At 33.3% G+C, this 24,646-nt stretch carries 22 protein-coding genes; 9 read left to right on the top strand and 13 right to left on the bottom strand.

Going from position 1 to position 24,646, the window contains the following annotated elements:
- Positions 1-205 precede the first annotated feature (205 nt).
- From EYD45_RS01365 to EYD45_RS01320, 10 genes are all read right to left on the bottom strand, one after another.
- Entirely contained in the window at positions 206-1,021 is an 816-nt protein-coding gene (locus EYD45_RS01365) for a prohibitin family protein (RefSeq protein WP_130962548.1), read from the bottom strand.
- Positions 1,022-1,031: 10 nt separating this feature from the next.
- The gene (locus EYD45_RS01360) at positions 1,032-3,062 is read right to left on the bottom strand and encodes a VWA domain-containing protein (RefSeq protein ID WP_130962547.1); all 2,031 of its coding nucleotides are present in this window, start codon (positions 3,060-3,062) and stop codon (positions 1,032-1,034) included.
- 12 nt (positions 3,063-3,074) lie between these two features.
- Positions 3,075-3,821 carry a 3-oxoacyl-[acyl-carrier-protein] reductase gene (gene fabG, locus EYD45_RS01355; RefSeq protein ID WP_130962546.1) on the bottom strand — a complete coding sequence of 249 codons (747 nt, stop codon included), beginning with the start codon at positions 3,819-3,821 and terminating at the stop codon, positions 3,075-3,077.
- Between the two features lie 126 nt (positions 3,822-3,947).
- Complete coding sequence (sucD, locus tag EYD45_RS01350; RefSeq protein WP_130962545.1) at positions 3,948-4,820, bottom strand: succinate--CoA ligase subunit alpha; 873 nt, start codon at positions 4,818-4,820, stop codon at positions 3,948-3,950.
- Positions 4,821-4,885: 65 nt separating this feature from the next.
- Positions 4,886-5,830 carry a UDP-3-O-(3-hydroxymyristoyl)glucosamine N-acyltransferase gene (locus tag EYD45_RS01345; protein ID WP_130962544.1) on the bottom strand — a complete coding sequence of 315 codons (945 nt, stop codon included), beginning with the start codon at positions 5,828-5,830 and terminating at the stop codon, positions 4,886-4,888.
- A 5-nt stretch (positions 5,831-5,835) separates the two neighbouring features.
- Complete coding sequence (gene efp, locus EYD45_RS01340; protein ID WP_130962543.1) at positions 5,836-6,402, bottom strand: elongation factor P; 567 nt, start codon at positions 6,400-6,402, stop codon at positions 5,836-5,838.
- A gap of 23 nt (positions 6,403-6,425) precedes the next feature.
- A complete protein-coding gene (lpxA, locus tag EYD45_RS01335) occupies positions 6,426-7,211 on the bottom strand; it encodes an acyl-ACP--UDP-N-acetylglucosamine O-acyltransferase (RefSeq protein WP_130962542.1) in 786 nt (261 codons plus the stop codon).
- 14 nt (positions 7,212-7,225) lie between these two features.
- The gene (locus tag EYD45_RS01330) at positions 7,226-8,632 is read right to left on the bottom strand and encodes a bifunctional UDP-3-O-[3-hydroxymyristoyl] N-acetylglucosamine deacetylase/3-hydroxyacyl-ACP dehydratase (RefSeq protein ID WP_130962541.1); all 1,407 of its coding nucleotides are present in this window, start codon (positions 8,630-8,632) and stop codon (positions 7,226-7,228) included.
- Positions 8,619-9,644, bottom strand: a complete 1,026-nt coding sequence (lpxD, locus tag EYD45_RS01325; protein ID WP_130962540.1) for a UDP-3-O-(3-hydroxymyristoyl)glucosamine N-acyltransferase — start codon at positions 9,642-9,644, stop codon at positions 8,619-8,621. Before lpxD ends, EYD45_RS01330 begins: the two co-directional genes overlap by 14 nt.
- A 132-nt stretch (positions 9,645-9,776) precedes the next feature.
- Positions 9,777-10,988 carry an HD domain-containing protein gene (locus tag EYD45_RS01320; protein ID WP_130962539.1) on the bottom strand — a complete coding sequence of 404 codons (1,212 nt, stop codon included), beginning with the start codon at positions 10,986-10,988 and terminating at the stop codon, positions 9,777-9,779.
- Positions 10,989-11,068: 80 nt separating this feature from the next.
- Between EYD45_RS01320 and porX the strand changes: the two genes are divergently transcribed.
- The 4 genes from porX to EYD45_RS01305 all read left to right on the top strand — a co-directional run bounded on the left by porX (position 11,069) and on the right by EYD45_RS01305 (position 13,948).
- Positions 11,069-12,616: a T9SS response regulator signal transducer PorX gene (porX, locus tag EYD45_RS01315; protein WP_130962538.1), complete on the top strand. Its 1,548-nt coding sequence runs from the start codon at positions 11,069-11,071 to the stop codon at positions 12,614-12,616.
- 84 nt (positions 12,617-12,700) lie between these two features.
- The gene (tsaE, locus tag EYD45_RS01310) at positions 12,701-13,117 is read left to right on the top strand and encodes a tRNA (adenosine(37)-N6)-threonylcarbamoyltransferase complex ATPase subunit type 1 TsaE (protein ID WP_317127921.1); all 417 of its coding nucleotides are present in this window, start codon (positions 12,701-12,703) and stop codon (positions 13,115-13,117) included.
- A 200-nt stretch (positions 13,118-13,317) separates the two neighbouring features.
- On the top strand, positions 13,318-13,461 hold the full coding sequence (locus EYD45_RS16665; protein WP_165453861.1) for a hypothetical protein: 144 nt from the start codon (positions 13,318-13,320) through the stop codon (positions 13,459-13,461).
- Positions 13,424-13,948 (top strand): hypothetical protein, encoded by a 525-nt coding sequence (locus EYD45_RS01305; RefSeq protein ID WP_165453860.1) that lies wholly within the window; start codon positions 13,424-13,426, stop codon positions 13,946-13,948. The genes EYD45_RS16665 and EYD45_RS01305 overlap by 38 nt, the downstream gene beginning before the upstream one ends.
- 4 nt (positions 13,949-13,952) lie before the next feature.
- On the opposite strand, the gene EYD45_RS01300 is transcribed toward EYD45_RS01305, so the two are convergent.
- A complete protein-coding gene (locus EYD45_RS01300; RefSeq protein WP_130962536.1) occupies positions 13,953-16,379 on the bottom strand; it encodes an outer membrane beta-barrel protein in 2,427 nt (808 codons plus the stop codon).
- Between the two features lie 185 nt (positions 16,380-16,564).
- On the opposite strand from EYD45_RS01300, the gene EYD45_RS01295 reads away from it, so the two are divergent.
- From EYD45_RS01295 to EYD45_RS01280, 4 genes are read left to right on the top strand one after another with little or no spacing between them, the layout of a single operon-like run.
- Positions 16,565-17,764, top strand: a complete 1,200-nt coding sequence (locus tag EYD45_RS01295) for an alanine dehydrogenase (protein WP_130962535.1) — start codon at positions 16,565-16,567, stop codon at positions 17,762-17,764.
- A gap of 27 nt (positions 17,765-17,791) precedes the next feature.
- Positions 17,792-18,151: a DUF4258 domain-containing protein gene (locus tag EYD45_RS01290; protein WP_130962534.1), complete on the top strand. Its 360-nt coding sequence runs from the start codon at positions 17,792-17,794 to the stop codon at positions 18,149-18,151.
- Positions 18,148-18,741 carry a sugar transferase gene (locus EYD45_RS01285; protein WP_130962533.1) on the top strand — a complete coding sequence of 198 codons (594 nt, stop codon included), beginning with the start codon at positions 18,148-18,150 and terminating at the stop codon, positions 18,739-18,741. The genes EYD45_RS01290 and EYD45_RS01285 overlap by 4 nt, the downstream gene beginning before the upstream one ends.
- A gap of 60 nt (positions 18,742-18,801) precedes the next feature.
- Complete coding sequence (locus EYD45_RS01280) at positions 18,802-19,869, top strand: UDP-N-acetylglucosamine 4,6-dehydratase (protein WP_130962532.1); 1,068 nt, start codon at positions 18,802-18,804, stop codon at positions 19,867-19,869.
- A 1-nt stretch (position 19,870) separates the two neighbouring features.
- On the opposite strand, the gene EYD45_RS01275 is transcribed toward EYD45_RS01280, so the two are convergent.
- Positions 19,871-21,046, bottom strand: coding sequence for a proline dehydrogenase family protein (locus EYD45_RS01275; protein WP_130962531.1), 1,176 nt, complete (start codon positions 21,044-21,046; stop codon positions 19,871-19,873).
- A gap of 94 nt (positions 21,047-21,140) precedes the next feature.
- Here EYD45_RS01275 and aroB point away from each other — a divergent pair, with 94 nt between their 5' ends.
- Positions 21,141-22,208: a 3-dehydroquinate synthase gene (gene aroB, locus EYD45_RS01270; RefSeq protein ID WP_130962530.1), complete on the top strand. Its 1,068-nt coding sequence runs from the start codon at positions 21,141-21,143 to the stop codon at positions 22,206-22,208.
- Positions 22,209-22,273: 65 nt separating this feature from the next.
- Here aroB and EYD45_RS01265 read toward each other — a convergent pair whose 3' ends face one another.
- Entirely contained in the window at positions 22,274-24,634 is a 2,361-nt protein-coding gene (locus EYD45_RS01265) for a GumC family protein (RefSeq protein ID WP_130962529.1), read from the bottom strand.
- Positions 24,635-24,646: the final 12 nt, after the last annotated feature.

Genomic DNA, 24,646 nt, shown 5'->3' with positions numbered 1-24,646 from the left:
TCTTTACTTCGCTTGAGAGCAAATGTAAAAATGATGATGTGTTTGAGTAAAAGTCATGTCTTTTATTTGATACAAATATCAAAAAATTCTAATTAAAACTCCAAATTATCTGTTTAAATTTTGAAACAATTTAGGTTTCATCAATAATAGCAAGGTATTCTTGCTTAAAATTCAAGATTAGTCTTTAAATCCTAAAATTATTGGGTTACTGATTTCCTAAGATAATAGGTAAACCACTGTCTCCAGAACCAATTACGATTACTTTACTATTTGGAGATTCTGATAGTTTCATTGTAGCCTCAATACCTTTATCTTGTAATATTTTATCTGTTAGCGATGCACTTAAAATTTTATTGGACTTAGCCTTACCTTCAGCTTCAATAATTTGTTTTTGCGCTTCTTTTTCGGCAGTAACTAGTCTAAACTCATATTCCAAAGACTCTTGTTCTTGACGTAATTTACGTTCAATAGCTTCCTTAATTGTATTTGGTAAAGTTACATCACGTACTAAAACCTCATTTAGTTGCACATATTGCTTATCCAAAATCTTTTTTGTTTCGGCGAAAATCTCATCTTGAATCGCATCTCTCTTTGTAGAATACAATTGTTCTGGCGTATAACGACCAACCACACTCCTAGCTGCACTTCTAATTGCAGGTTGTATTACCCGTTGCAAATAATTCTCACCTAAAGTTTGGTGCAATTTCCCTAAGTCTTTATAAACAGGCTGGTACCATGCAGAACCATCAATTTGAATTTCCAAACCATTTGATGATAATACTCTCATCTTCTCAAATAATTCCTGCTGACGCACTTCGTAAATGTATACCTTATTCCAAGGTGCAACGATATGAAATCCCTCTCCCATTGGGGCTTCATCTGTAACAACACCGCCACCAAATGTTTTGTATAAAACACCTGCTTCACCAGAGCCAATCGTTACTGCAGATTTAGCAAGTAAAACAAATAATATAATTGCCACCACTATTATTGGGAATGCAATTTTTGGTAATCTTTCCATAGTTATGTATTTAAATTAATCCGTTATATTTTCTTAAAAACCACTCTGCTGAAAGTGATAAAAGTATGATCCCAAGCAGAAATTTCCAGTCTATCAAAGGTATGGTATTTTTATTGCTTTTTTGAATTGTTTTATAGCTTTCATTAGATAATAAATCTGAAATTAAAGCATCAACAGCATTTGAAAAGTAAGCCTTACCATTTGTATTAGTAGCCAGTTGTTGTAGTTTAGTTACATCCGCATTTAAAAATTGTTGCTCAATGTTGTATTCCAATACTTCAAAACTACCCGATTTTGAAATATTTTCTCCTTTTGAACGTACTGTGAAATTATATTTGGAAGGGTTTAATCCGCTCAAATCAACTTGATAGTTATTGTTTTTGAGTACAAAAGGAAGTACTTGTTTTTCTTTTGAAACTATATTTTCAAGAATAAGGTCTAAAGATTGACGTGCATCAAATTCGTAGTTTTTATCAAAAATTTGGGCTTTCAAAATAATATTAGAGCTACCTGTATAAAACGATTCATACTCAACCGTTAGCCTCGATTTTCTTTTATTTGAAGCTAAATACTGCACCAGTTTCCCCATGAAGTTATCAAAGTCTGAAAAAGATTTTTCGTTCATAAAACTCTGGGCACGCCATCTCCAAATATTCTCTCCAAATAAGACTGCTTCTCTTCTAGAATTATGTTCTAATGTTGCCAACAACGGCTCATTTTTATCAATCCCCAAAACTGTTTTTTCTAGCAAAGTTTCATAGGGCACAGAAAATTTAGAAGCACCAAATGGTCCTAACAAAGGCGGAAAAGTTTCAAAGCTAATGTCTTCCACTAAAAACGGTGAAAAGTTTAGATTGACCTTAGGTTGAAAATCTTCTGTTTGTCCTGTGGACTCTTGACTAAAAACTTCAACTGTATTATTTAAAAAACCTAATGCGGTTTTAGTTCCAATTATAGTAAATGTGTTTACCGATTCTTTTTCTAAATTTTGATATAACCTTTTAAATTTATTGTTAGGCTGATAAAGTATAATTAATTGAAAATCATTTATTTGATTTAAAATTTCATATGGGTTTAAAATTGAAACAGAACGCTGCTCATTACTTTCTATACTTTTTTTAAGGGCTCCAATATCTGGATGGATCATATCGCTTACCAAAGCAATTTTTGTTTTCTGATCAATCGCTTCAACAGCAAACTTCTTTGAATTATTTATGGTGTTTTTCTCTGTTTGAATCGGTTCTAATCTTGCAGTATAACTTCTAACACCGACCTTATTAGCTGGCAACGTAAACTGGATTATCTCAGAATTATTTTCCTTTGAAAAATTTATAGTTTTATTAAATACACTTTTACCATTTGCAATTACGGTTAACCTCGAAGTAACATCTACATTACCTTGATATAATAAAATAGCTTCAACGGGGAACCTGTTTTTTAAAAACGCGTATTTATTAACATTAAGTTGTTTTACTTGTAGATCGGTATATGTTATCGTATCTCCTAAAATTATGGGGTAAACAGGTTGAGAATATGTATTAGAAACCGCATAATCATTACCAAATGTTTGATTTCCATCTGAAATTAAAACAACTGGCGCAATATCATTTTTGTAAATATCAGAAATCTGATTTAACGCTTTATCGATATCTGTTCCCCTAGATTCAAAATCTAAAATTGTAGAGTTTTCAATATCCTCATTAAATCTGAAGTACTCAATATCAAATTTTTTAGTAAGCTCAACATTATTCTTAATTGACTCGAGAGTTTTATTGACATTTTCAACTTGACTTAAATGTTTAATTGAGTTGGAATTGTCAACAGCAACAATAAGATTTGGTTTTTCGGTAAAGACCTTGATTTGATCAAACTTGGGGTTCACCAATAGTAATAACATTGCAAAAACAGATAAAAACCTTAAAAAAGAAAATGCAATGGATAGTGTTCGTCGATGTTTCGTTTTATACTTGTACTGAAAAAGCGCTACAAGTAGCGCTATAATTCCAGATAGTATTATGTATAAAACAGTTTCTGTTTGCATTAAATAAAAACCCTAGGTAAGCATTCCTCCATCCACATTCAGCGTTTGTCCGGTAACGTATGCACTCATGTCGCTAGCTAAAAACACACATGCATTGGCAACATCTTCAGGCGTACCACCGCGTTTTAAAGGAATACCTGCCCTCCATCCTTTTACAACTTCTTCATCTAACTTTGCTGTCATTTCAGTTTCAATAAAACCAGGAGCTATCACGTTACTTCGTATGTTTCTAGAACCTAATTCTAGTGCGACAGATTTAGAAAAACCTATAATTCCAGCCTTTGAAGCTGCATAATTAGTCTGTCCAGCGTTACCCTTGACACCAACAACAGAACTCATATTGATAATTGAGCCTTTACGTTGTTTAAGCATTGTGCGTTGAACCGCTTTAGTCATATTGAAAACCGATTTAAGGTTTACTTCAATAACTTTATCAAAATCCTCCTCGCTAATTCTCATTAGCAGATTATCCTTTGTAATGCCCGCATTATTGATTAATACATCAATGCTTCCAAAATCGTTTACAACATCAGCAGCCAGTTTTTGAGCCTCCTCAAAACTTGCAGCATTACTTTGATATCCTTTTGCATTTACACCTGAAGCCTTCAATTCCTTTTCCAGCTCATTTGCAGCTTCAACAGAAGAACTGTAAGTGAACGCTACATTTGCACCATGTTCTGCGAAAACTTTTGCTATTCCTCTTCCTATTCCTCGACTGGCACCTGTAATTATGACTGTTTTTCCTTCTAATAATTTCATTAGTTATAGTTAGTTTATAATAATTGATTTTATGTAAACAAGTTATTCAAATATAATAAATAGAAGTTGCTTCAAATAAAAAAACCTCACAATATTTGTAAGGTTTTCAGCAGTTTTAATTTATACTTAAGCCAATACTTCGGCAACTTTTTTACCAATTTCAGCCGGAGAATCTACTACATGTATGCCGCATGCCCTCATAATTTTCTTTTTGGCTTGCGCAGTATCATCGCTTCCCCCAACAATTGCTCCTGCATGTCCCATGGTTCGTCCCGCAGGTGCCGTTTCACCAGCAATAAAACCGACAATAGGTTTCTTGCTACCACTTTCTTTGTACCAATTAGCAGCATCTGCTTCTAATTGACCACCAATTTCTCCAATCATCACTACAGCTTCAGTCTCTGGATCATTAATCAAAAGCTCAACAGCCTCTTTGGTTGTGGTTCCTATTATTGGATCTCCTCCAATCCCAATAGCTGTGGTAATTCCCAGACCTTGTTTTACAACCTGATCTGCAGCTTCGTAAGTTAACGTCCCTGATTTAGATACAATACCTACCTTTCCTTCTTTGAATACAAACCCTGGCATGATACCAACTTTTGCTTCCCCAGGAGTGATGACACCTGGACAATTAGGGCCAATTAATCTTGAGCCTTTATCTTTTATGTAATTTGAAGCAGTAATCATATCTGCAACAGGAATACCTTCTGTGATGGTAATAATAACCTTTATTCCTGCGTCAGCAGCTTCCATTATAGCATCAGCAGCAAATGCAGGAGGAACAAAAATAATGGTTGTATCAGCTCCTACTTGTTTCACAGCTTCTTCAACTGTGTTAAAAACAGGTTTATCCAAATGTGTTTGCCCTCCTTTACCAGGAGTAACTCCACCTACAACATTGGTACCGTACTCAATCATTTGACTTGCATGAAATGTACCTTCACTACCAGTAAAACCTTGAACTATTATTTTTGAATTTTTATTTACTAATACACTCATAAGTGATAATTTTTCGTATTTATTTTAAGTCAAGCAAAAGTACTTTATTTTCGACAAAAAGAAAACTACTTCTTCCCTTGTTTTTTTAAAGTCTCTAAGATTTCTGGAATTTTTCTAATAGAGGCAATTTCTTTGTATTTGGAGCGAAAATCATCGGCAGGAATTCCAAAATATCCTTTTCCTCCCTCTAAAGATTTACTTACTCCAGATTTAGCAGAAATAACAGCCTTTTTCCCAATGGTAATACCACTTGTGATGCCTACTTGCCCCCAAATGGTAACCTCATCTTCCACTACAACGCAACCAGCAACACCAACTTGTGATGCTATAAGACACTTCTCGCCTATAATGGTGTCATGACCAATTTGAACCAAATTATCAATTTTGGTTCCTTTTTTTATGGTAGTATCTCCTGTAACCCCTTTATCAATTGTGCATGAAGCACCAATATCAACATTATCCTCAATTACCACGCGCCCACATGACAATAATCTATCAAAACCTTCAGGTCTATTTTTATAGTAGAAGGCGTTTGCACCCAAAATTGTACCTGCGTGAATTGTGACATTATCACCAATTACGGTATCATCATAAATACTTACGTTTGAATGTATGATACAATTTTTACCAATTTTTACATTATGTCCGATAAATGTATTTGGTTGTACAATAGTGTCTTCTCCAATTTCCGCAGCATCTGAAATAGATGTATTTGCCTTTTGAAATGGCTTGAAATGATTAGAAAGCTTATTGAAGTCCCTAAACGGATCATCACTAATCAACAGTGCTTTACCTTCAGGACAATCAACTTTTTTATTGATTAAAATGATGGTTGCAGCAGATTGTAATGCTTTATCGTAGTATTTTGGATGATCTACAAAAACAATATCCCCAGGTTCAACAACATGGATTTCATTCATTCCCAGAACCGGAAAATCTGAGTCGCCAACAAATTCACAATTAATTAGTTGCGCTATATTTTTTAAGGATTCTTGTTTTGGAAATTTCAACTAAATTATTCTTTTACGCGTTCTTTGTAAGTGCCCTTTGCGGTTTCAACCTTAATCTTATCACCTTCATTAATAAATAAAGGAACGTTTACCTCTGCCCCAGTCTCTACCGTTGCGGGTTTAGTTGCATTTGTTGCGGTATTTCCTTTAACACCTGGTTCGGTGTGCGTAACTTCTAAAATAACACTTGCAGGTAAATCTACAGATAATGGCATATTATCCTCAGTGTTAATTAAAACGGTTACAACCTCTCCTTCCTTCATTAATCCAGGATTATCAAGTGCAGCCTCCAATAATTGAATTTGCGTGTAATCTTCTGTATTCATGAAGTGGTAATACTCGCCATCGTGATACAAGAACTGGAATTTATGCGTTTCAACACGAACATCATCTAATTTATGTCCCGCAGAGAACGTGTTGTCAATAACTTTGCCATTAGTGACACTCTTTAGTTTTGTTCTTACAAATGCAGGCCCTTTACCTGGTTTTACATGTAAAAATTCTACAATTTTATATATATCGTTGTTATATCTAATACATAATCCGTTTCTGATATCACTCGTCGTAACCATAAATGTTTTCTTTAATTTTTGATTTAATTTGATTTGAAGTATCCTTTCATGATACCTCTGTGTGAATTCTTGATAAACTGAAGAATCTCATCTCTTTCCGGGGTCGCTTGCATTTCAGCTTCAATAATATCTGCTGCCTGAGAGTTATTGTACGTTTTTTGATATAGAATTCGGTATATATCTTGAATTTCCCTAATTTTTTCTGTTGTAAAACCTCTTCGCCTTAACCCAACTGAATTGATACCTACATAAGATAGCGGCTCGCGCGCTGCTTTTACATAAGGCGGTACATCTTTTCTAACTAATGAACCTCCTGTAACAAAGGCATGATTTCCAACAGAAACAAATTGATGTACTGCCGTCATACCAGCTAAAACCACATAATCGCCTACTGTAATGTGTCCCGCAAGCGTGCTATTATTAGAAAAAATACAATTATTCCCAACAATACAATCATGAGCTACATGGCAATATGCCATAATTAAACAATTATCCCCAATAACTGTTTTCATTCTGTCTGCAGTACCTCTGTTAATCGTAACACATTCCCTTATGGTAACGTTATCACCAATTTCAACGGTGGTATCCTCGTCATTATATTTTAAATCTTGAGGTACCGCCGAAATAACCGAGCCTGGGAAAATATTACAATTTTTACCGATACGTGCACCTTCCATGATAGTAACATTACTACCTATCCAAGTACCTTCGCCAATTACCACGTTATTATTAATTGTAGTAAAGGGTTCAATTACAACATTTTTTGCAATTTTTGCACCAGGATGCACATATGCCAAGGGCTGATTCATGTTTTACGTTTTAATTATTTTACTTTAGAAATTTGTGCCATTAATTCTGCTTCGGCACATAACTTTCCATTTGCATAAGCGTAACCTTGCATATGACAAATTCCTCGTCTTATTGGCGTAATTAATGTACACTTAAAAATAAGCGTATCACCAGGACTTACTTTTCTTTTAAATTTAACGTTGTCCATTTTCATAAAAAACGTCAAATAATTTTCAGGATCTGGCACAGTACTTAATACCAAAATACCACCTGTTTGTGCCATAGCTTCTACTATTAAAACTCCTGGCATAACTGGTGCTCCTGGAAAGTGTCCTTTGAAGAACTCTTCGTTCATAGTGACGTTCTTCATCCCTACTACATGCTTATCAGTCAATTCAAACACCTTATCCAAAAGTAAAAATGGTTGACGATGTGGTAACATAGCCATGATTTGAGTCACGTCCATAAGAGGTTCCTGATTCAAATCAACATTTGGCACATTATTGCGTCTCTCATTCTTTATTATTTTGGACAGCTTTTTAGCAAATTGTGTATTAACGAAGTGCCCAGGTTTATTGGCAATAATTTTTCCACGAATTCGCGTTCCAACAAGTGCTAAGTCGCCAAGAACATCCAATAATTTATGTCTTGCCGCCTCATTAGGATGATGTAATGTTAGGTTATCAAGAATTCCGTTAGGCTTTACCGCAATATTATCTTTATTAAAAGCAACTCTCAATTTTTCCATAGTTTCGGGAGATAAGGGCTTATCCACATAAACAATGGCATTGTTTAAATCCCCTCCTTTTATCAAACCATGCTCTAAAAGCATTTCTATTTCATGCAAAAAGCTAAAGGTTCGAGAATTTGCTATTTCTTCTTTAAAATCTGAAATCTGATTCAGCGTAGCGTTTTGGGTGCCTAGAACTTTTGTACCAAAATCCACCATAGTGGTTATTTGGTAATCTTTAGCTGGCATCACTAAAATCTCACTTCCACTTTCTTCATCGGTATATGAAATCACATCAGAAACTACAAATTCTTCCCTAGTAGCATCCAACTCTACAATACCCGCTTCCTCAAGAGCTTCAATGAAAAATTTTGAAGAGCCATCCATAATTGGTGGTTCAGATGCATTAAGCTCTATTATTGCATTATCAATATCTAATCCTATCAAAGCAGCCAATACGTGTTCTGAAGTCTGAATCATAACTCCATTCTTTTCCAAACAAGTACCTCTTTGCGTATTTGTTACATAATTTGCATCGGCTTCAATTACAGGTGCACCCTCTAAATCCACTCTTTTGAAAGCTAAACCAGAATTAGCTGTTGACGGTTTAAAGGTTAAGGTGACATTTTTACCAGTATGTAAACCAACGCCGGTAAGTGACACCTCATTTTTTATAGTTTTTTGTTTAGTATCTGTATTAACTATTGCCATAGCTTTTTTCTATATCGTTAAATTTTTTGACAATTTTAGGTAAGTTTTTAAAATGTACGTAGGACTTATTATAATCTCCATAAGCTAATGCTGGCGAACCTTGCAGTACCTCATTATCTTTTACATTTCTGCCAATACCAGATTGGGCTTGAATCTTTACATTGTTACCAATAGTAATGTGTCCCACAATACCTACTTGACCGCCTATTTGACAATTTTCTCCAATCTTTGTGGAACCTGCTATACCTGTTTGAGCAGCAATTACTGTGTTTTTACCTATTTCAACATTATGTGCTATTTGAATTTGGTTGTCCAATTTCACTCCTTTTCGTATCACCGTTGAACCTAACGTAGCCCTGTCAATAGTCGTAGCGGCTCCAATGTCTACAAAATCTTCTAAAATCACATTACCAGTTTGTGGCACTTTTTGGTATTCTCCTCGTTCGTTAGGCGCAAAACCAAACCCGTCAGCTCCAATAATAGCTCCGGAATTAATAACACAGTTATTTCCTATAACACATTCTGAATATATTTTGGCTCCGGCAAAAATTATAGTATTATCTCCAATTTTTACATTATCACCAATATATGTGTTTGGAAAAATCTTTACATTTTCTCCGATTACCACATTTTCTCCAATATATGAGAACGCTCCTATATAAATATTTTCTCCGTGAGAAGAAGAGTCTGCAATAAATGACGGTTGCTCGACACCAAACTTATTCAACTTTACTTGATTGTAATATTCTAAAAGTTTTGAAAATGATTTATACGCATCATCAACCTTAATTAACGTGGTTGTAATGTTTTCTTCAGGTTCAAAATCCTTGCTCACAATAGTAATTGAAGCTTTTGTAGAATAAATGTAAGATGTATATTTAGGGTTAGCCAAAAAAGTTAGAGCACCTTTAACCCCTTCTTCAATTTTTGCAAGTTTTGATACTTCAACATTTGCATCTCCAACAACATCTCCTTCTAAAATATCTGCTATTTGTTGTGCTGTGAATTTCACACGGTTTAAGTTAGTTGAGTTTTAATAATTTGAGCAAAAATAGGAAAAATGTACTAAAGTTATAACGCCCTGTTTCTTAAGATATTCTATGGTTGTGAACAATTTGAAAATCTCAAATGTAGCAATCAAATTTTATTTAGGGTAGCAGATATAATATTTAGTTACCGGTTTTGACAGTGCTTGAAGATTTAAATGATCTGAAGCCTTTACAATATCTTGGATTTTTCCAGATTTATACAAGATGTTAATGTTCTGCTTTTTGGTTTGATATGCTTGATTGAAAATATCTCCTGTAAACACAAAGTATTCCGCCTCTTCAGTTGTCACATTATGCTCTTCAATAAGTCTACTGGTATGCTTTTTTAAATCCTTGTCCTTAATGGGTTTGTTCTTTATTTTTATCTTAAGCAGTTCTCTATTAATTATCATTTTGCATAGATTTCTAAGCACAAAATCATCACTGGTTTTCCACAACTTCATAGCGGATACAATATCATAATCATCCAATTCATAAAAAACGTCTAGGGTTTCGCTGGTAAAATTTTCAATTGAAATATCATTCTTCAAAAAATATTGAAGTGCTGCACTAGCTTCTAAATCCCAACCTTTCTTTGTTAAGTCCTTTGCTCTTGATAAAACCCGCATCAACAATTGTTCTGCAACCAAGCCTGTTTTGTGCAGATACACTTGCCAATACATAAAACGACGCGCAATAATAAACTTCTCAACACTGTAAATCCCTTTTTCTTCAACCACCAAATTATCATCAACTACGTTTAGCATCGTAATTAAACGCTCGCTATTTACGTTGCCCTCGGCAACACCCGTATAAAAACTGTCCCGTTTTAAATAGTCTGCCCGATCTATATCTAATTGACTAGAAATAAGCTGACACATAAACGAACGATGGTATTCTCCCTTAAATATTTTAATGGCAAGCGTTAAACTTCCGTTAAATTCTTCATTTAAACGCTCCATAAACAACAGCGAAATTTGCTCGTGGGATACACCATTTACTATACTATGCTCCATGGCATGTGAGAACGGACCATGACCTATATCATGCAATAAAATGGCAACGTTTAAGGCTTCTTCTTCTTCCTTAGAAATTGTAACTCCCTTATAACGAAGCACATTCACAGCTTTTTGCATGAGATAGATACAACCAATAGCATGATGAAATCTTGTATGATGTGCTCCGGGATACACCAAATACGACATGCCCATTTGCGTAATTCTTCTAAGCCGTTGAAAGTATTTATGCTGAATGATATCGAAAACCAAAGAATTTGGAATAGTAATAAATCCGTAAATTGGGTCGTTTAATATTTTGAGTTTATTCAAACTTTGAAGCTTTACTAGTTTTTACAAATATAATTATATGAAGTCCAATTTAGGGCTACATTGCATAAAATAGAAACAACATGATTAATATACTTTGGGTTGATGACGAAATTGATTTATTAAAACCGCACATTTTATTTCTTGAAAAGAAGAACTATAAAGTAACAACCTGCAATAGTGGTACAGAGGCTATTGATATTATTGATGAAAACAATTTTGATATTGTTTTTTTGGATGAAAATATGCCTGGACTCACCGGTTTGGAAACCTTAAACGAGATTAAGGAAAAGAAGGATAGTGTGCCTGTTGTTATGATTACCAAAAGTGAAGAAGAGTATATCATGGAAGAAGCTATTGGGAATAAGATAGCGGATTACTTAATAAAGCCCGTTAACCCAAATCAAATTCTACTTTCGTTAAAAAAGAATTTAGACCATTCAAGATTGGTATCTGAAAAAACCACTTCAAATTATCAACAGGAATTTCGAAAAATATCCATGGATTTAGCTATGGTAAATTCGTATGAAGATTGGGTGAATTTATATCAGAAATTAATCTATTGGGAAATTCAATTAGAGGATATTGAAGATGCAGGGATGTTTGAAATATTGGAGTCTCAAAAAACGGAAGCCAATATTCAATTTGGCAAGTTTATAGATAAAAATTATCCAAATTGGTTTGATAATCATGCGGACGCCCCAATAATGTCCCACACGTTGTTCAAGGAAAAAATTGTTCCAGAACTAAGTAAGGAACAGCCAACGCTGCTAGTGGTTGTGGACAACTTAAGATACGATCAATGGAAGGTTTTTGAACCTGTTATAAATAGTTATTACAAAAAAGAACAGGAAGAAGCTTTTTTCAGCATTCTGCCTACCGCAACACAATATGCAAGAAATGCCATTTTCTCAGGATTGATGCCCAGTGAAATGGAAAAATTATATCCGCAATATTGGAAAAATGATACTGATGAAGGTGGAAAGAATTTAAACGAAGCTGATTTTTTAGAAGCCCAAATGCAGCGCTTGGGATTAAACCATTTAAGTTACCAATACCACAAAATTACCAACTTAAAAAATGGGAAGAAATTGGTTGAGAACTTTAAGTCATTAAAAAATAATGACTTGACCGTTGTTGTTTACAACTTTGTGGATATGCTTTCGCACGCCAAAACAGAGATGGAAGTCGTTAAGGAATTGGCATCAAATGATAAAGCATATCGTTCCTTGACACTTAGCTGGTTTAAGAACTCACCACTTTTGGAAATGATTCAGCAGTCACAACAGCTTGGATTTAAGCTGATATTAACTACAGATCATGGCACCATTAATGTAAAAAATCCATCAAAGGTAATCGGGGATAGAGACACTAGCCTAAACTTACGCTATAAAACTGGACGAAGCTTAACTTTTGACAAGAAAGACGTGCTTTTAGCCGATGAGCCTAAGAACATTCACTTACCCACAATTAACATGAGTAGCTCTTTTATTTTCGCAAAAGGAGACTTGTTTTTCGCGTACCCAAATAACTACAATCACTATGTAAGCTACTACAGAAATACTTACCAGCATGGTGGTGTTTCACTTGAAGAAATGATAATTCCATTTACAGTTTTCAGCCCCAAATAATTCCTTGTAATACAAAAAACATCGACGAAATACACTTTTTGTTAGTTTTTTTGATTTTTTATACGTAATATTGCCTTAAATTGAATGATTGATTTGGAAATTACTTATCTCCTGGATGAAGCTGACGATGTTGCAGAACAATTAATTAAGAAGATAAACTCCAAGACCATCCTACTTCATGGTAAGATGGGAGTTGGCAAAACAACGTTGGTAAAAAGTATTGCCAAGGCTTTAGGAAGCAAAGATGAAGTAAGTAGTCCTACGTTTTCAATTATTAACGAGTACCAATTAGATGATGGCTTATTGTATCATTTTGATTTGTATAGAATAAGTGATATTGAAGAAGCTTATAATTTTGGTATTGAAGAATATTTATATTCCGACAATTGGATTATTATCGAGTGGCCGGATGTAATTAAACCTCTTTTAGGAGATAATTATTGCGATGTTTTTTTAGAAGAAAAACATCAAATGTTTAGAGAAATTAAGCTGAAAATGTAAAATATAAACTTAACCGAAACCCAAACGCAGCATGGAAAAACCAACATAACTCATATATTTTTTATAAGATTACGGGAAACCCACAGCAAGAATTTTAAAAATCAATGTTTTTAACATAATTTTAACATTTAACTAAAACCGTAACCTTAGTGTTTATATAACTTTGAGGTATTAATTAATTAATTAAATCCCTTAAAGAAATGAAAACAAAAAAGTATGTAATTGCAATCGCAATTTTCGGAGGTATGTTGTTTTTAGCTAATGCAGCTAATTCATTTGAGCAAAATGGAGAACAAACAGCCAAAATTGAAAAGAAACTTAGAAAAATTCCAACCAAAGGCTAGTAAAAAAAGCTTAGTACTTGGAAGCGTTATAGCAACCATTTTAGCCATAACGCCTTTTCTATTTACTTTATATGAAAGTGTTCCAAAACAAAGGGTTTGGGACACTTTTTTGTTTACGTATGACAGTGGTTTTTGGGAAGACGCTAATTACGGAATGTGGGTATTAAGCAGTAAGGCCATTCCTTTATTATTGTTATTCATCTGGTTTTTCACAAATAGACATTGGTGGTATCATGCGCTACTCGTTCCTATGTTCATGTACATATATCAGATATTTGGTTTCTTTAATGATGAACTAAAGTTTTTTGACGAACTCCAATTAATGTATATGATTCCAGTAATGGCAGTAGTTATTCCATCAATCTACTTGATCAGAGCTAGGATTTTCAATAAAATTAACGAAGCCACAAAATCTCTTGAAGAACTTGAAGAGGAGTTTAAAATGTCTCCAAAAAATTTCTGGGATAAAATAAGACAGTATTTTTAGAACATCATTCTTTTTCTAAACGATCTCGCTCATTAAGGTCTATACTCTTACTTTTTGTGTTTAGTCTATAGTTACCAAACTTGTAGTTAAAACCTAATACAAATAATCTGTTCTCTAAATTTGAATTTACAAACCAATCTTGGTTTAAATAACGGGTGGTATTGGTGAAATTTCTAGTATTAAATAAGTCTCTAATACCTATATTTAGAGACGCCCTATTATTCCAGAAGGTTTTATTTAAATTAATATCTACTCCCAATCTTTCACTTATATCACTTGGCCCAATAAAAATGGAACTAATATAATCAACACCAATATCAGCCGTTAAACTATTATCTTTTAAAAAACTAAAGTAGTTCACTACGTTAGCATATATTGACCATCTCTCATTGCTTTGAAGTTCGTTATTAGTTCCAACTGCGAAAAAATTGTTTTCATAAAAAAACAAAGAAGATAATACATATAAATTCCAGTCTTTTGTAATTCCAGTATATGTGGTAAAATCTAAACCATAAGATTCATTATGATCTATGTTAGTAAACACATATTTCAAGAGTCTATTATCATTATCCTGAATCGGCAATTCTAAAGTTGGATTCCTCTCGTAACGATAGTAAAATTCAAAAGTAAAAATATCGTTTATAGTGTAACCTAAAATAAAACTATCATCTATCTCTGGGAGTAACCTAGGGTCTCCTGTTATAAAAGTATTATCATTTAAAAAGTATCTAAATGGATTCAGCTCTCTGTATCTCGGTCTGTAAATACGTCTATTGTAACTAAAATATATCTCGTCTTCATTATCTAACCTATTTAATAAGTAAAAGGAGGGAAACAAATTTGTATAATCATTCGTATTAGTTGCATTGGTCGATAATGATTCGCCATCCGTCTCGGTAACTTCAACCCTTAATCCTGCCTTTAAACTCCAATGTTCCCAATCTTTCTCATAACTTACATAACCCGCAAAGTTTTTTTCGTCATATATAAAAACATCTGAATTGCCCAGATCTTGTTCACGAATACCATTTTCAAAATTAAATTGATCTAAAATATTATCAGAATTTATACTAACCGCTTTAATACCTGCTTCAAATGTTGAACCATCTTCAGAAGGTAGTTTATAATCTATTTGCCCTGTCATTAGTTTTATCTCTTGACTAGAGAACGTCTGAAATCTGTTATCTCTAAAAGATGAGGAGGCTCCAGGTAAAAAATATCCGGTATCTACATTTTGAAACTCTGAAAAATCGTAATCCGTATGGTGTAAATCTATAGATAGTTGCTCGCCATCTCTTTCAAATTTATGTATATATCCTAAGGAAAATGCCAGATTGAATTTTTCAGAAACTAAATTGTTGAAAGTTCTAAAAGTAGAGTCGAGCGCTTGAGTCGCACCAAATATCTCTGTTAAACTATTTACCCTAGTTCGAGAATTCTCTCTAGGAGCTATTAATGTATTAACAGTAAAGTTTATACTGTTTCGGTCATTAAAATCATAATTAAGAGTCCCAGTAATATTTTGATTATCTGATTCTCTTTCTCGTTTAAAATCGGTATTCCAACTAGATTCGATATTATTGTTTTCAATAAAATTGATGACCTCCAAATTATTTCTGAAATCTTTGCGTGGGCTAACATTATAGTTAATATATGCACTCAGCTTTTTAGATTTAAAAAAATGACTTGTACCTAAAGAAAACTTAGGGAATTGAAAACCTTGATTGTAATTGCCAAAAATACTGCCATGATAGCCTACAACAATATTTTTACTAGTTTCTATGTTTAAAATAGCTCCTCCCTCAGCATCGTATTTTGCTGGTGGATTGGTGATTACTTCAATTGATTTAATATTGTTTGCAGGTGTTGCCTCCAAAAGTTGTTGTACTTCATCAGTAGACAGGTGTACTCTCCTATCATTTATATACACCACTGGTGGCGTGTTTTTCACAGAAATAGATCCATCTCTTACTATAACTCCGGGAGTATGTCTCAAAACATCTAAAACATTGCTGTTAGATAACGTGGAGTTCTCAACATCAAAGACAATACGATCTACCAAACGCTTTACCGTGGGTCTTTTAGCAGTAACTACAACCTCATCAAGAGCTTCTTCAGTTTTTTTTAAAATAATTGTTTTAAAATCAACATTACCCGTGAGTTTTATTTTTGTTGAAAAACTATTAAACCCTAGAAAACTAATGGTGAGTTTATATACTTTAGGCTTTAAATCATCAAACTTAAAAAAACCCTTTTCATTAGTAGTGGTTCCTAATAACAACGTTGGGTTTTGTGCATCTTCCAGTACTATGTTTGCATATGCAATTCCTAAATCCTTCTCGTCTTTAACAACCCCTTCAATACTGTAATTTTGAGAGAATCCTAAAGAAGAAAATAGCACTATTAATAGGAATGTAATTCTGTTGAACATTAATGGAATTTACTATACAAAATTAGAATAATTAAATTAAAGTATAATGTGCAAATACCGTAAGTTGTTTAACTTATATTCCTACTTATTTTCAAACAATATGCGGGACAACCAAATTATTAGCATATAAAATATTCATAAAACCAAAAATATTTGTAATTTCAATTTTGATAAACACTACTAAGATGTCTCAATCCTTGTCGCCTTTTACAAAGCAACAATTACTTCCGCAAGAAGAAAAATTAGAAATTTTAAAGCATAAAAGGCAACTTTATATAGGAGTTCCCAAAGAAACAACTTATCAAGAAAATAGAATTTGCTTAACTCCAGATGCAGTGTCTGCTTTGATAAGCAATGGGCATAAGGTTTTAATAGAGTCTGGCGCGGGTAAAGGTGCTAGATTTAGTGACAAGGATTACAGCGAAGCTGGTGCAGAAATATCAAGTGACACCACAAAAGTGTATTCCTGCCCAATGATACTAAAGGTTGAGCCACCAAGTTTAGAGCAAATTAAATTAATGAATCCACAAGCCATCTTAATTTCTGCGCTTCAACTTAAAACACAAACCAAAAAATATTTTGAGGCTTTAGCAGCAAAACGTATTACAGCGCTAGCTTTTGAATTTATTAAAGATGAAGATGGCACATATCCTGCAGTTCGCTCCTTAAGTGAAATAGCTGGGACAGCATCGGTTTTAATTGCGTCTGAGCTACTATCAAATGGTAAAAACAGTTCCGGTTTAATGTTTGGTAACATTAGTGGAGTCCCACCTATTGAAGTTGTGATTTTAGGTGCTGGAACAGTTGGTGAATACGCGGCAAAAAGTGCTATTGGTTTAGGTGCTGGCATAAAAGTTTTTGATAATTCCATCACCAAACTCAGGCGTATTCAAACTAATTTAGGCAGATCATTATTTACCTCAACCATTCAGCCCAAAAACCTTTTAAAGGCTTTAAAACGATGTGATATTGTAATTGGTGCTGTGAGAGGTATTAACAGAGCACCTATTGTAGTTTCTGAAGCCATGGTGCAACACATGAAAAAAGGTGCTGTAATTATTGATGTAAGTATTGATATGGGAGGTTGTTTTGAAACTAGTGAAGTTACGTCACATATAGAGCCAACTTTTGTTAAGCATGGTGTTATACACTACTGCGTGCCTAATATTCCGGCAAGATATTCTAGAACTGCATCTATCTCAATCAGTAATATTTTTACACCTTACCTAATGAAAATTGCTGAAGATGGAGGTATAGAAAATTCTTTAAGATTTGATAAAGGTTTAAAAAATGGGTTGTACTTTTACCACGGTATTTTAACAAACAAATCTGTTGGTGAGTGGTTTGATTTAAAGCACAGCGACATTAACCTTTTGATTTTTTAGTTCACGCTACTACTTTAATTATTGCAAATGAAACTTATTCAACGCATAGGCTACTATCTCGGTGGTTTTTCAATTGGACTCATAATTTTGGCCTTTTTCTTAAGTGGAAAAAAAACATCTTGTGCTTATGGTCCTGAAGCACGGGTTTTAAAAAATATCAATTCTAAATCTAAAGAGTTCTCCAATGAGGTTCTGGAACAGTTTGATGCCAATACCATAAAAGAGCTATTGAAAACTGGTGATGTAAATTTTTCTAAAAGTACTCCAAGGCAAAAACCATGCGGCATCTATTTGATTGAAAGTAGTCTAAATGATAAAACTATTGAAATAACTGTTGAGAATTGTGATAGTCTGGTAAAGGTGAATAATTTGTCTTTTAGGAAATGATAAAACGTATATTCGACCTTGTTTTCTCTTTTTTGGGTTTGGTAATCCTATTTCCTGTCCTAGCTATAATCGCCATAATTATAAAACTTGATTCCAAAGGTCCCATTTTATTTATTCAAGAGCGCGTGGGGCAATATAACAAGGAATTCAACATCTACAAATTCAGAACTATGTACGTTAAATCCCAAAAAAAAGGATTATTAACTATTGGGGATAACGATAGCAGAGTTACGAAAATAGGATATTTTTTAAGAAAATATAAGATAGATGAATTTCCACAACTTTTCAATATCATAAAGGGGGATATGAGTTTTGTTGGTCCAAGACCAGAACTTAGATATTATGTAAATTTCTACGGTCAAGATGATATGGTTATTTTTAAATTGAAACCAGGTATAACTGGATTGGCATCCTTAGAATATCGAAATGAGGTAGAATTATTGAAAAAAGCCAAGGATCCCGAGAAATATTTCATTGAGACCATTATTCCCGATAAGTTAAGATACAATAAGCTTTATTTGAAAAAACAGAGTTTCATGTTTGACTTGAAATTAATTTTTAAGACAGTTTACAGGGTTGTTGCTAAGTAACCACTGTTGGAATATCCTTTAATTATTAATACTTTCACACCATAAGTACATTTAGTTTAAATGGATAATGCCGTTATTGAAAGGATTAAAAGTTTAATTAAGTCCTCTGGATTGATTTCAGAAGAGAAATCTTTAATTGGTAACTCTAGCACTTATGACTTCTCAGAAGAAGTAATTTTGGTTACTGGAGCTGCGGGCTCTATTGGAAGCGGACTTGCAAAACAATTGTTATATGCGAAATTCAAGAAAGTTATTTTTTTGGATAATGCAGAAACTCCCTTGTTTTACCTAAAAAAGAGTATTTCTAATAATTTTCAAAATAATGTAGAATTTGTTTTGGGAGACATAAGGGATAAAGTTCATATGTCCCATCTTTTTGAGATGTACAAGCCCACTTTGATTTTCCATACAGCAGCTTACAAGCATGTTTCGCTTGTAGAAGAAAACCCTTATGAAGCCATACAAACAAATATTTTTGCTACACAATTGCTCGCTCAACTAGCACTAGAGTATCGTTCAAAAAGATTTATTTTTATTTCTACTGACAAAGCAGTCTCCCCTGTTGGAGTTATGGGTATGGCAAAAGCTATAGCTGAAAGGTTTTTATCTAATCTAAATGTCTCCTCACAATCTACTAGGTTCATTTCTGCTAGATTTGGTAATATTTTTGGTTCTAATGGCTCAGTTGTTCCATTGTTTATTAAGCAAATAAAAAAGAGGGAAGCAATTACAATTACAAATAAGGAGGCAACACGACTTTTTATTGATATGGATGAGGCCTGTACCTTAATTCTGGAGCTGGCCAAACTAGACGTAAATGGTTATAACAAAGTGTCTTTTGATATGGGAAAACCGATAAAAATAATGGATTTGGCCGAAGTATTAATTTCTACATTCAAGGCAGAAAACAAAATAGCAATAAACATTACCAATCTTTCTTCTGGAGAAAAACTTCATGAAGCCATAACAACAACAGACGAAATACTCGTTACTTCAAAACACAAAAAAATATTCTACTTAGTCAAAAAGTCTAAGCGTAAAATGGAATTAGACTTGGAAAAACTTTATAAGGTGAATTACAAAACTACCCTGCAGGAGATGAAAAAGGTTTTAAAAGGTATGTGTTAAGCTATAGTAGTTTTCGTCTCTGTTTCTCCTTTTTTATCAGAGCCAATTCTCTTCCAGTCTGTCCTGCAACTGAGGTGTTTTCTTCTGCTCTCCTAATCAAATAAGGCATCACATCTTTTACAGGCCCAAATGGCATGTACTTGGCAACATTATATCCTAAATGCGCTAAATTGTAGCTTATATGATCGCTCATGCCATATAATTGTCCAAACCAAATACGGGGGTCGTTATTTAGTATCTGCTTTTCATTCATTAATTGCATTAACAAATAGCAACTTTCTTCATTATGTGTTCCTGCGAAAATCGACATACAATCCAAGTAGTCTGTCATGTACCGTAGAGCATTATTAAAATTTTCATCAGTAGCCTGTTTACTTTTGCAAATTGGTGATTCGTAATTTTTCCTTACAGCCCTATCATTTTCTTTCTCCATATATGCTCCTCGCACTATTTTATAACCAAGATAATAGCCCTCATTTTTTGCCTTAGCATGTTCACTCTCCAAGAAAGTCATTCTATCATGCCGGTACATCTGCAAAGTATTGTATACAATTGGCTTTTCGGTATTATAAATCTTCATCATTTTGGTTATCAAAGCATCTGCAGCATTTTGAATCCAACTTTCCTCTGCATCAATCAATACAGCAACATCATATGCTTTTGCTTTCTTGCATACAGCATGAAACCTAGCCTCTATCCTTTTCCATTCCTCGTTCTCTTCCGCATTCAACGCTAAATTGTCGTTTTTCTTTTTATAAAGTCTAAAACGTCCAAAACCAGAAGGTTTAAAAACAGCAATAGGAATGGCATCTAAAGCCTTAGCAAATTCAATAATGTTTAAAACTGTTTTTAATGCATTATCAAATTCTTGCTCGCTTTCCTTACCTTCAACTGAATAGTCTAAAACAGAGCTAACCCCTTTTTCAAACATTCTATCTATTACTGGCAAACAATCTTCCTCATTTACTCCACCGCAAAAATGATCAAATACAGTAGAGCGGATTAAACCCTCTATTGGCAAATTAGCCTTTAATGCAAAGTTAGTTGCGGCGGTACCAATTCTAACCAAAGGTTCTACTGAAATCATTTTAAACAGAAAATATGCGCGCTCTAATTCAGAATCTGTTTTTAACGAAAAGGCGATTTCTGTGTTATCAAAAATCATATCTGGATTCATCAAAAAGTTTTTTTGGTAAAGATAATTATAGCTAAGTTATCATTTTATATAAAATCTCCTTAATTTGAGGCCCTCTAAAAAACAACATTTTTTAATGGACTCTATTAAGGCAAATGATAGTTTAATTCACTTTAATGATAAGAGCTACAACTCTTTGAACCAATACGTTAAGGAGAATAATTTTTCTAAAATTTTCATTTTGGTTGACGAAAATACACATGAATACTGTCTACCTAAATTCTTGGAAAAACTAGATACAGATAAAATTATTGAGATTATTGAGATTGAGTCTGGTGAAGTTAATAAGACTATAGATACCTGTGTAGGTGTTTGGAATGCACTTTCTGAACTTGATGCTGATAGAAAAAGTTTAATGATTAATATTGGTGGTGGTGTAATTACCGATTTAGGGGGGTTTGTGGCCTGTACCTTTAAAAGAGGGATAGCTTTTGTAAACGTGCCCACCACTCTATTATCCATGGTAGATGCTTCAGTTGGCGGAAAAACTGGTGTAGACTTAGGACATATAAAAAATCAAGTTGGCGTTATTAAAGATCCTAATTTGGTTTTGATTGATTCTCAATATCTAAATACGCTACCAAAAGAACAGATACGCTCTGGCTTAGCCGAAATGCTGAAACACGGGTTGATAACAGGTGAAAGTTATTGGAATAAGTTTCAAGACTTGTCTCAACTCCATCTAAATGATTTAGATGAATTGATTCATGAATCTGTCATCATAAAAAGGGATGTTATTATACAAGATCCTTATGAAGACGGCTTGCGAAAAACATTAAATTTTGGTCATACCCTGGGTCATGCTATAGAATCTTATTTTTTAAGTAATGAAGACAAAACAACTCTATTACATGGAGAAGCAATAGCAATAGGAATGATTTTGGAAAGTTATATTTCTACCGAACTATTACAGTTTTCTAAAGAAAGAGCGGAAAGCATCAAAACACTATTCATTAATTATTATGGCAAAGTAGAATTTAAAGACGAAGATTTATCGAAAATTGTTGAATTATTAAAATATGATAAGAAAAACAATCATGGGAATATAAATTTTGTGCTTTTGGAATCCATAGGTAAATGTAAGATTGATTGTTTGGTGAATAATGATCTAATACTAAATGCATTTGAATTCTATTCGAATTAGAAACATTAAACTTATTGACAAAAAAAAAAGCACCTTAAAAAGGTGCTTTTTTTTGTAATATGATTTTAGGCCTTTTTAAACTTCTTAAAAAAACCCTTTTTCTCAGGGGCACCATAGTATCCGTACTTGGCTCCATACCCAAAATTGGACTGTTTTACATCGTTAACGACGAGCATCATGCCGTTTAGCTTATTATCTGCATGAATTTCTTTTGCAAAATTTAAGACTTCTTTTTCTGTATAGTCCGCTCTAGTTAGGTACATAGTGTGTCCAGCATATTGGCTAATTAAAAGAGTATCTGTCACCAACATAGCTGGTGCTGTGTCAACAATAACGTAATCATACTCATTAGATACAATATCAAATAATTCCTTGATACGATCAGACATCAACAATTCTGCAGGGTTAGGTGGTACTTTACCAGATAATAAAACGTCTATTTCTATTTCGTTAATTTTATAGCTATTTATTACTTGATTAGTAGTTATAGAACTATCTACTAAAAACTCAGTAAGACCATTTTTTTGATTTTTATTTTTAGTCACGTCTTTTATAGCCGGAAATATTTGTGGATTCCGTATATCTGCACCCACTAATAACACCTTTTTACCAGTATTTGCAATGGTTAATGCTGTATTCATACTGCAAAAGGATTTTCCCTCACCGTTAATTGTTGACGTCACAAAAATTACGTTATCATAATCCTTAACATTTCTACCTTTTCTAATATAATCCGCATTGGTCCTAATTATCCTGAAAGATTCGGAAAGAATTGAACGATCGTTTTTTTTAATTAACCCCCTATCACCTCTATTTAATTTTGGTATTTCACCTAATATACTTATATTATTAAATTCTCTTTGTAAATCTTCTTTATTATGAATTTTGTTATCTAATAAATCCCTTAAATATACAATACCAAAAGGCACACCTAAACCTAAGATAAAAAAGGTGAAATAAGTAATAGTCGGGTTGGGAGATACGGCTAAATATGTTGAATGAGCAGAGTCAACTATTTTGGCGTTGGGTGAAGTAGATATAAGTGAAATAGTTGCTTCTTCACGTTTTTGCAAAAGATAAAGGTATAATGATTCTTTTATACCTTGCTCTCGCTCAATATCTCTTGATTTTCTAACTTGACCTGGTACTGCATATATTTTTGAATTTAGCTTAGAAGACTGGTTTTCAAGGCTTTTAATTTGAAGAGCAACAGTTTCAGCTGAATTATTCAATCCATTTTGTAGACTGCTTTTTAATGCAATTAGTTGCTGATCTAGATTAACGATTATGGGGTTTTTTTCATTTGAACTTTTTAAAAGTCTATTACGATTATCCAAAAGTTCATTATATTTTGAAGCTATAGTGTTAAGAGATCCATTTGCTAGACCAATATTACCTGGAATTCTTTCAAAAGAGTCTACATCAAGTTGATTCTTCATGAAATTGATTTTGCTATATTCCGTACGTGCTACGGCCAAACTTTGTTCTGTTTGAGCATTAGATTGTAAGTAAAGACTAGCTTCTGACGAAATATCGGTTAGCTTATTGCCTGTTTTAAATTGTTCTATTTCATCATCAACTTCACCCAAATCAGAAGCTATCAAATTAATCCTTTTATTGATAAACTCGGCTGTATTATTAGATTTCGCACTTTTCTCCTCAATTGAAGTTAAGTTGTACTCATCTACCAACGTATCTAAGACTGCTTTGGCCTTTTCAACTACCCTGTCATTAAGGGATAAATTTAAAACCATTGAAAATTCAGAAGCTTGCTTTATCTCTACAGAGTTTCTATAGGCTTCTGCAACACTATTAACAGGCCTTAAACGAAAATAGAAAATTTGATTAATTAAACTAGTTAAATTATTTGCATTTGGAGTTATCAAAATTTCTCCTATCGGTGAACTCACATTTTTTCCAAAATACCCTTTCTTATTTATCTCCTGTTGATCTACTAAATAAATAATATCAAATTCTGTTTCAGAAATAACATTAAGGCTAAAATCTAAACTAGATGAATTAACTAATGTGTCAGATTCAAGAAAACTAATTTTTAGTGGAGCTTTATATATAGGGAAATATTCAGTATTATGTATACGTCCTTGTGCAAAGAATGCTTTGTTTAAACCTAAACGCTTTACAACACCCTCCATTATTTTTCTTGACTTCAGTACCTCAATCTCATCTTCAACTTTTTTACTGTCTTTATTTGGTATCTTACCTAAATCTTGGAGAACTTCTTCAGCGGGATTAGATACACCGTTATCATCTACAAGCATAATTTTCGCATAAGCATTGTATTCTGGAGCAGTATACCTTAATTTAAAAAAGGCAAGTGCAATGAACATTATGCCGCTTAAAACAAACCATTTCCAATGCTTTAAATATGTATTTATGATTTTTTTAAGGTCAAAATTTTTCTTCATCTATTAAGATTT

Origin of the sequence: Hyunsoonleella flava (assembly GCF_004310325.1) — a bacterium.
In the GTDB taxonomy this organism is placed as follows: Bacteria; Bacteroidota; Bacteroidia; order Flavobacteriales; family Flavobacteriaceae; genus Jejuia; species Jejuia flava.
Note: the sequence above shows the minus strand (reverse complement) of the source record. Positions and strands in the feature narration are given on the sequence as shown.

Excerpts from the sequence above, each read along its gene's own strand:
- EYD45_RS01365 (WP_130962548.1), bottom strand. The coding sequence starts at position 1,021 with ATGGAAAGATTACCAAAAATTGCATTCCCAATAATAGTGGTGGCAATT.
- EYD45_RS01360 (WP_130962547.1), bottom strand. The coding sequence starts at position 3,062 with ATGCAAACAGAAACTGTTTTATACATAATACTATCTGGAATTATAGCG.
- fabG (WP_130962546.1), bottom strand. The coding sequence starts at position 3,821 with ATGAAATTATTAGAAGGAAAAACAGTCATAATTACAGGTGCCAGTCGA.
- sucD (WP_130962545.1), bottom strand. The coding sequence starts at position 4,820 with ATGAGTGTATTAGTAAATAAAAATTCAAAAATAATAGTTCAAGGTTTT.
- efp (WP_130962543.1), bottom strand. The coding sequence starts at position 6,402 with ATGGTTACGACGAGTGATATCAGAAACGGATTATGTATTAGATATAAC.
- lpxA (WP_130962542.1), bottom strand. The coding sequence starts at position 7,211 with ATGAATCAGCCCTTGGCATATGTGCATCCTGGTGCAAAAATTGCAAAA.
- EYD45_RS01330 (WP_130962541.1), bottom strand. The coding sequence starts at position 8,632 with ATGGCAATAGTTAATACAGATACTAAACAAAAAACTATAAAAAATGAG.
- porX (WP_130962538.1), top strand. The coding sequence starts at position 11,069 with ATGATTAATATACTTTGGGTTGATGACGAAATTGATTTATTAAAACCG.
- tsaE (WP_317127921.1), top strand. The coding sequence starts at position 12,701 with ATGATTGATTTGGAAATTACTTATCTCCTGGATGAAGCTGACGATGTT.
- EYD45_RS16665 (WP_165453861.1), top strand. The coding sequence starts at position 13,318 with ATGAAAACAAAAAAGTATGTAATTGCAATCGCAATTTTCGGAGGTATG.
- EYD45_RS01300 (WP_130962536.1), bottom strand. The coding sequence starts at position 16,379 with ATGTTCAACAGAATTACATTCCTATTAATAGTGCTATTTTCTTCTTTA.
- EYD45_RS01295 (WP_130962535.1), top strand. The coding sequence starts at position 16,565 with ATGTCTCAATCCTTGTCGCCTTTTACAAAGCAACAATTACTTCCGCAA.
- EYD45_RS01290 (WP_130962534.1), top strand. The coding sequence starts at position 17,792 with ATGAAACTTATTCAACGCATAGGCTACTATCTCGGTGGTTTTTCAATT.
- EYD45_RS01285 (WP_130962533.1), top strand. The coding sequence starts at position 18,148 with ATGATAAAACGTATATTCGACCTTGTTTTCTCTTTTTTGGGTTTGGTA.
- EYD45_RS01280 (WP_130962532.1), top strand. The coding sequence starts at position 18,802 with ATGGATAATGCCGTTATTGAAAGGATTAAAAGTTTAATTAAGTCCTCT.
- EYD45_RS01275 (WP_130962531.1), bottom strand. The coding sequence starts at position 21,046 with ATGAATCCAGATATGATTTTTGATAACACAGAAATCGCCTTTTCGTTA.
- aroB (WP_130962530.1), top strand. The coding sequence starts at position 21,141 with ATGGACTCTATTAAGGCAAATGATAGTTTAATTCACTTTAATGATAAG.
- EYD45_RS01265 (WP_130962529.1), bottom strand. The coding sequence starts at position 24,634 with ATGAAGAAAAATTTTGACCTTAAAAAAATCATAAATACATATTTAAAG.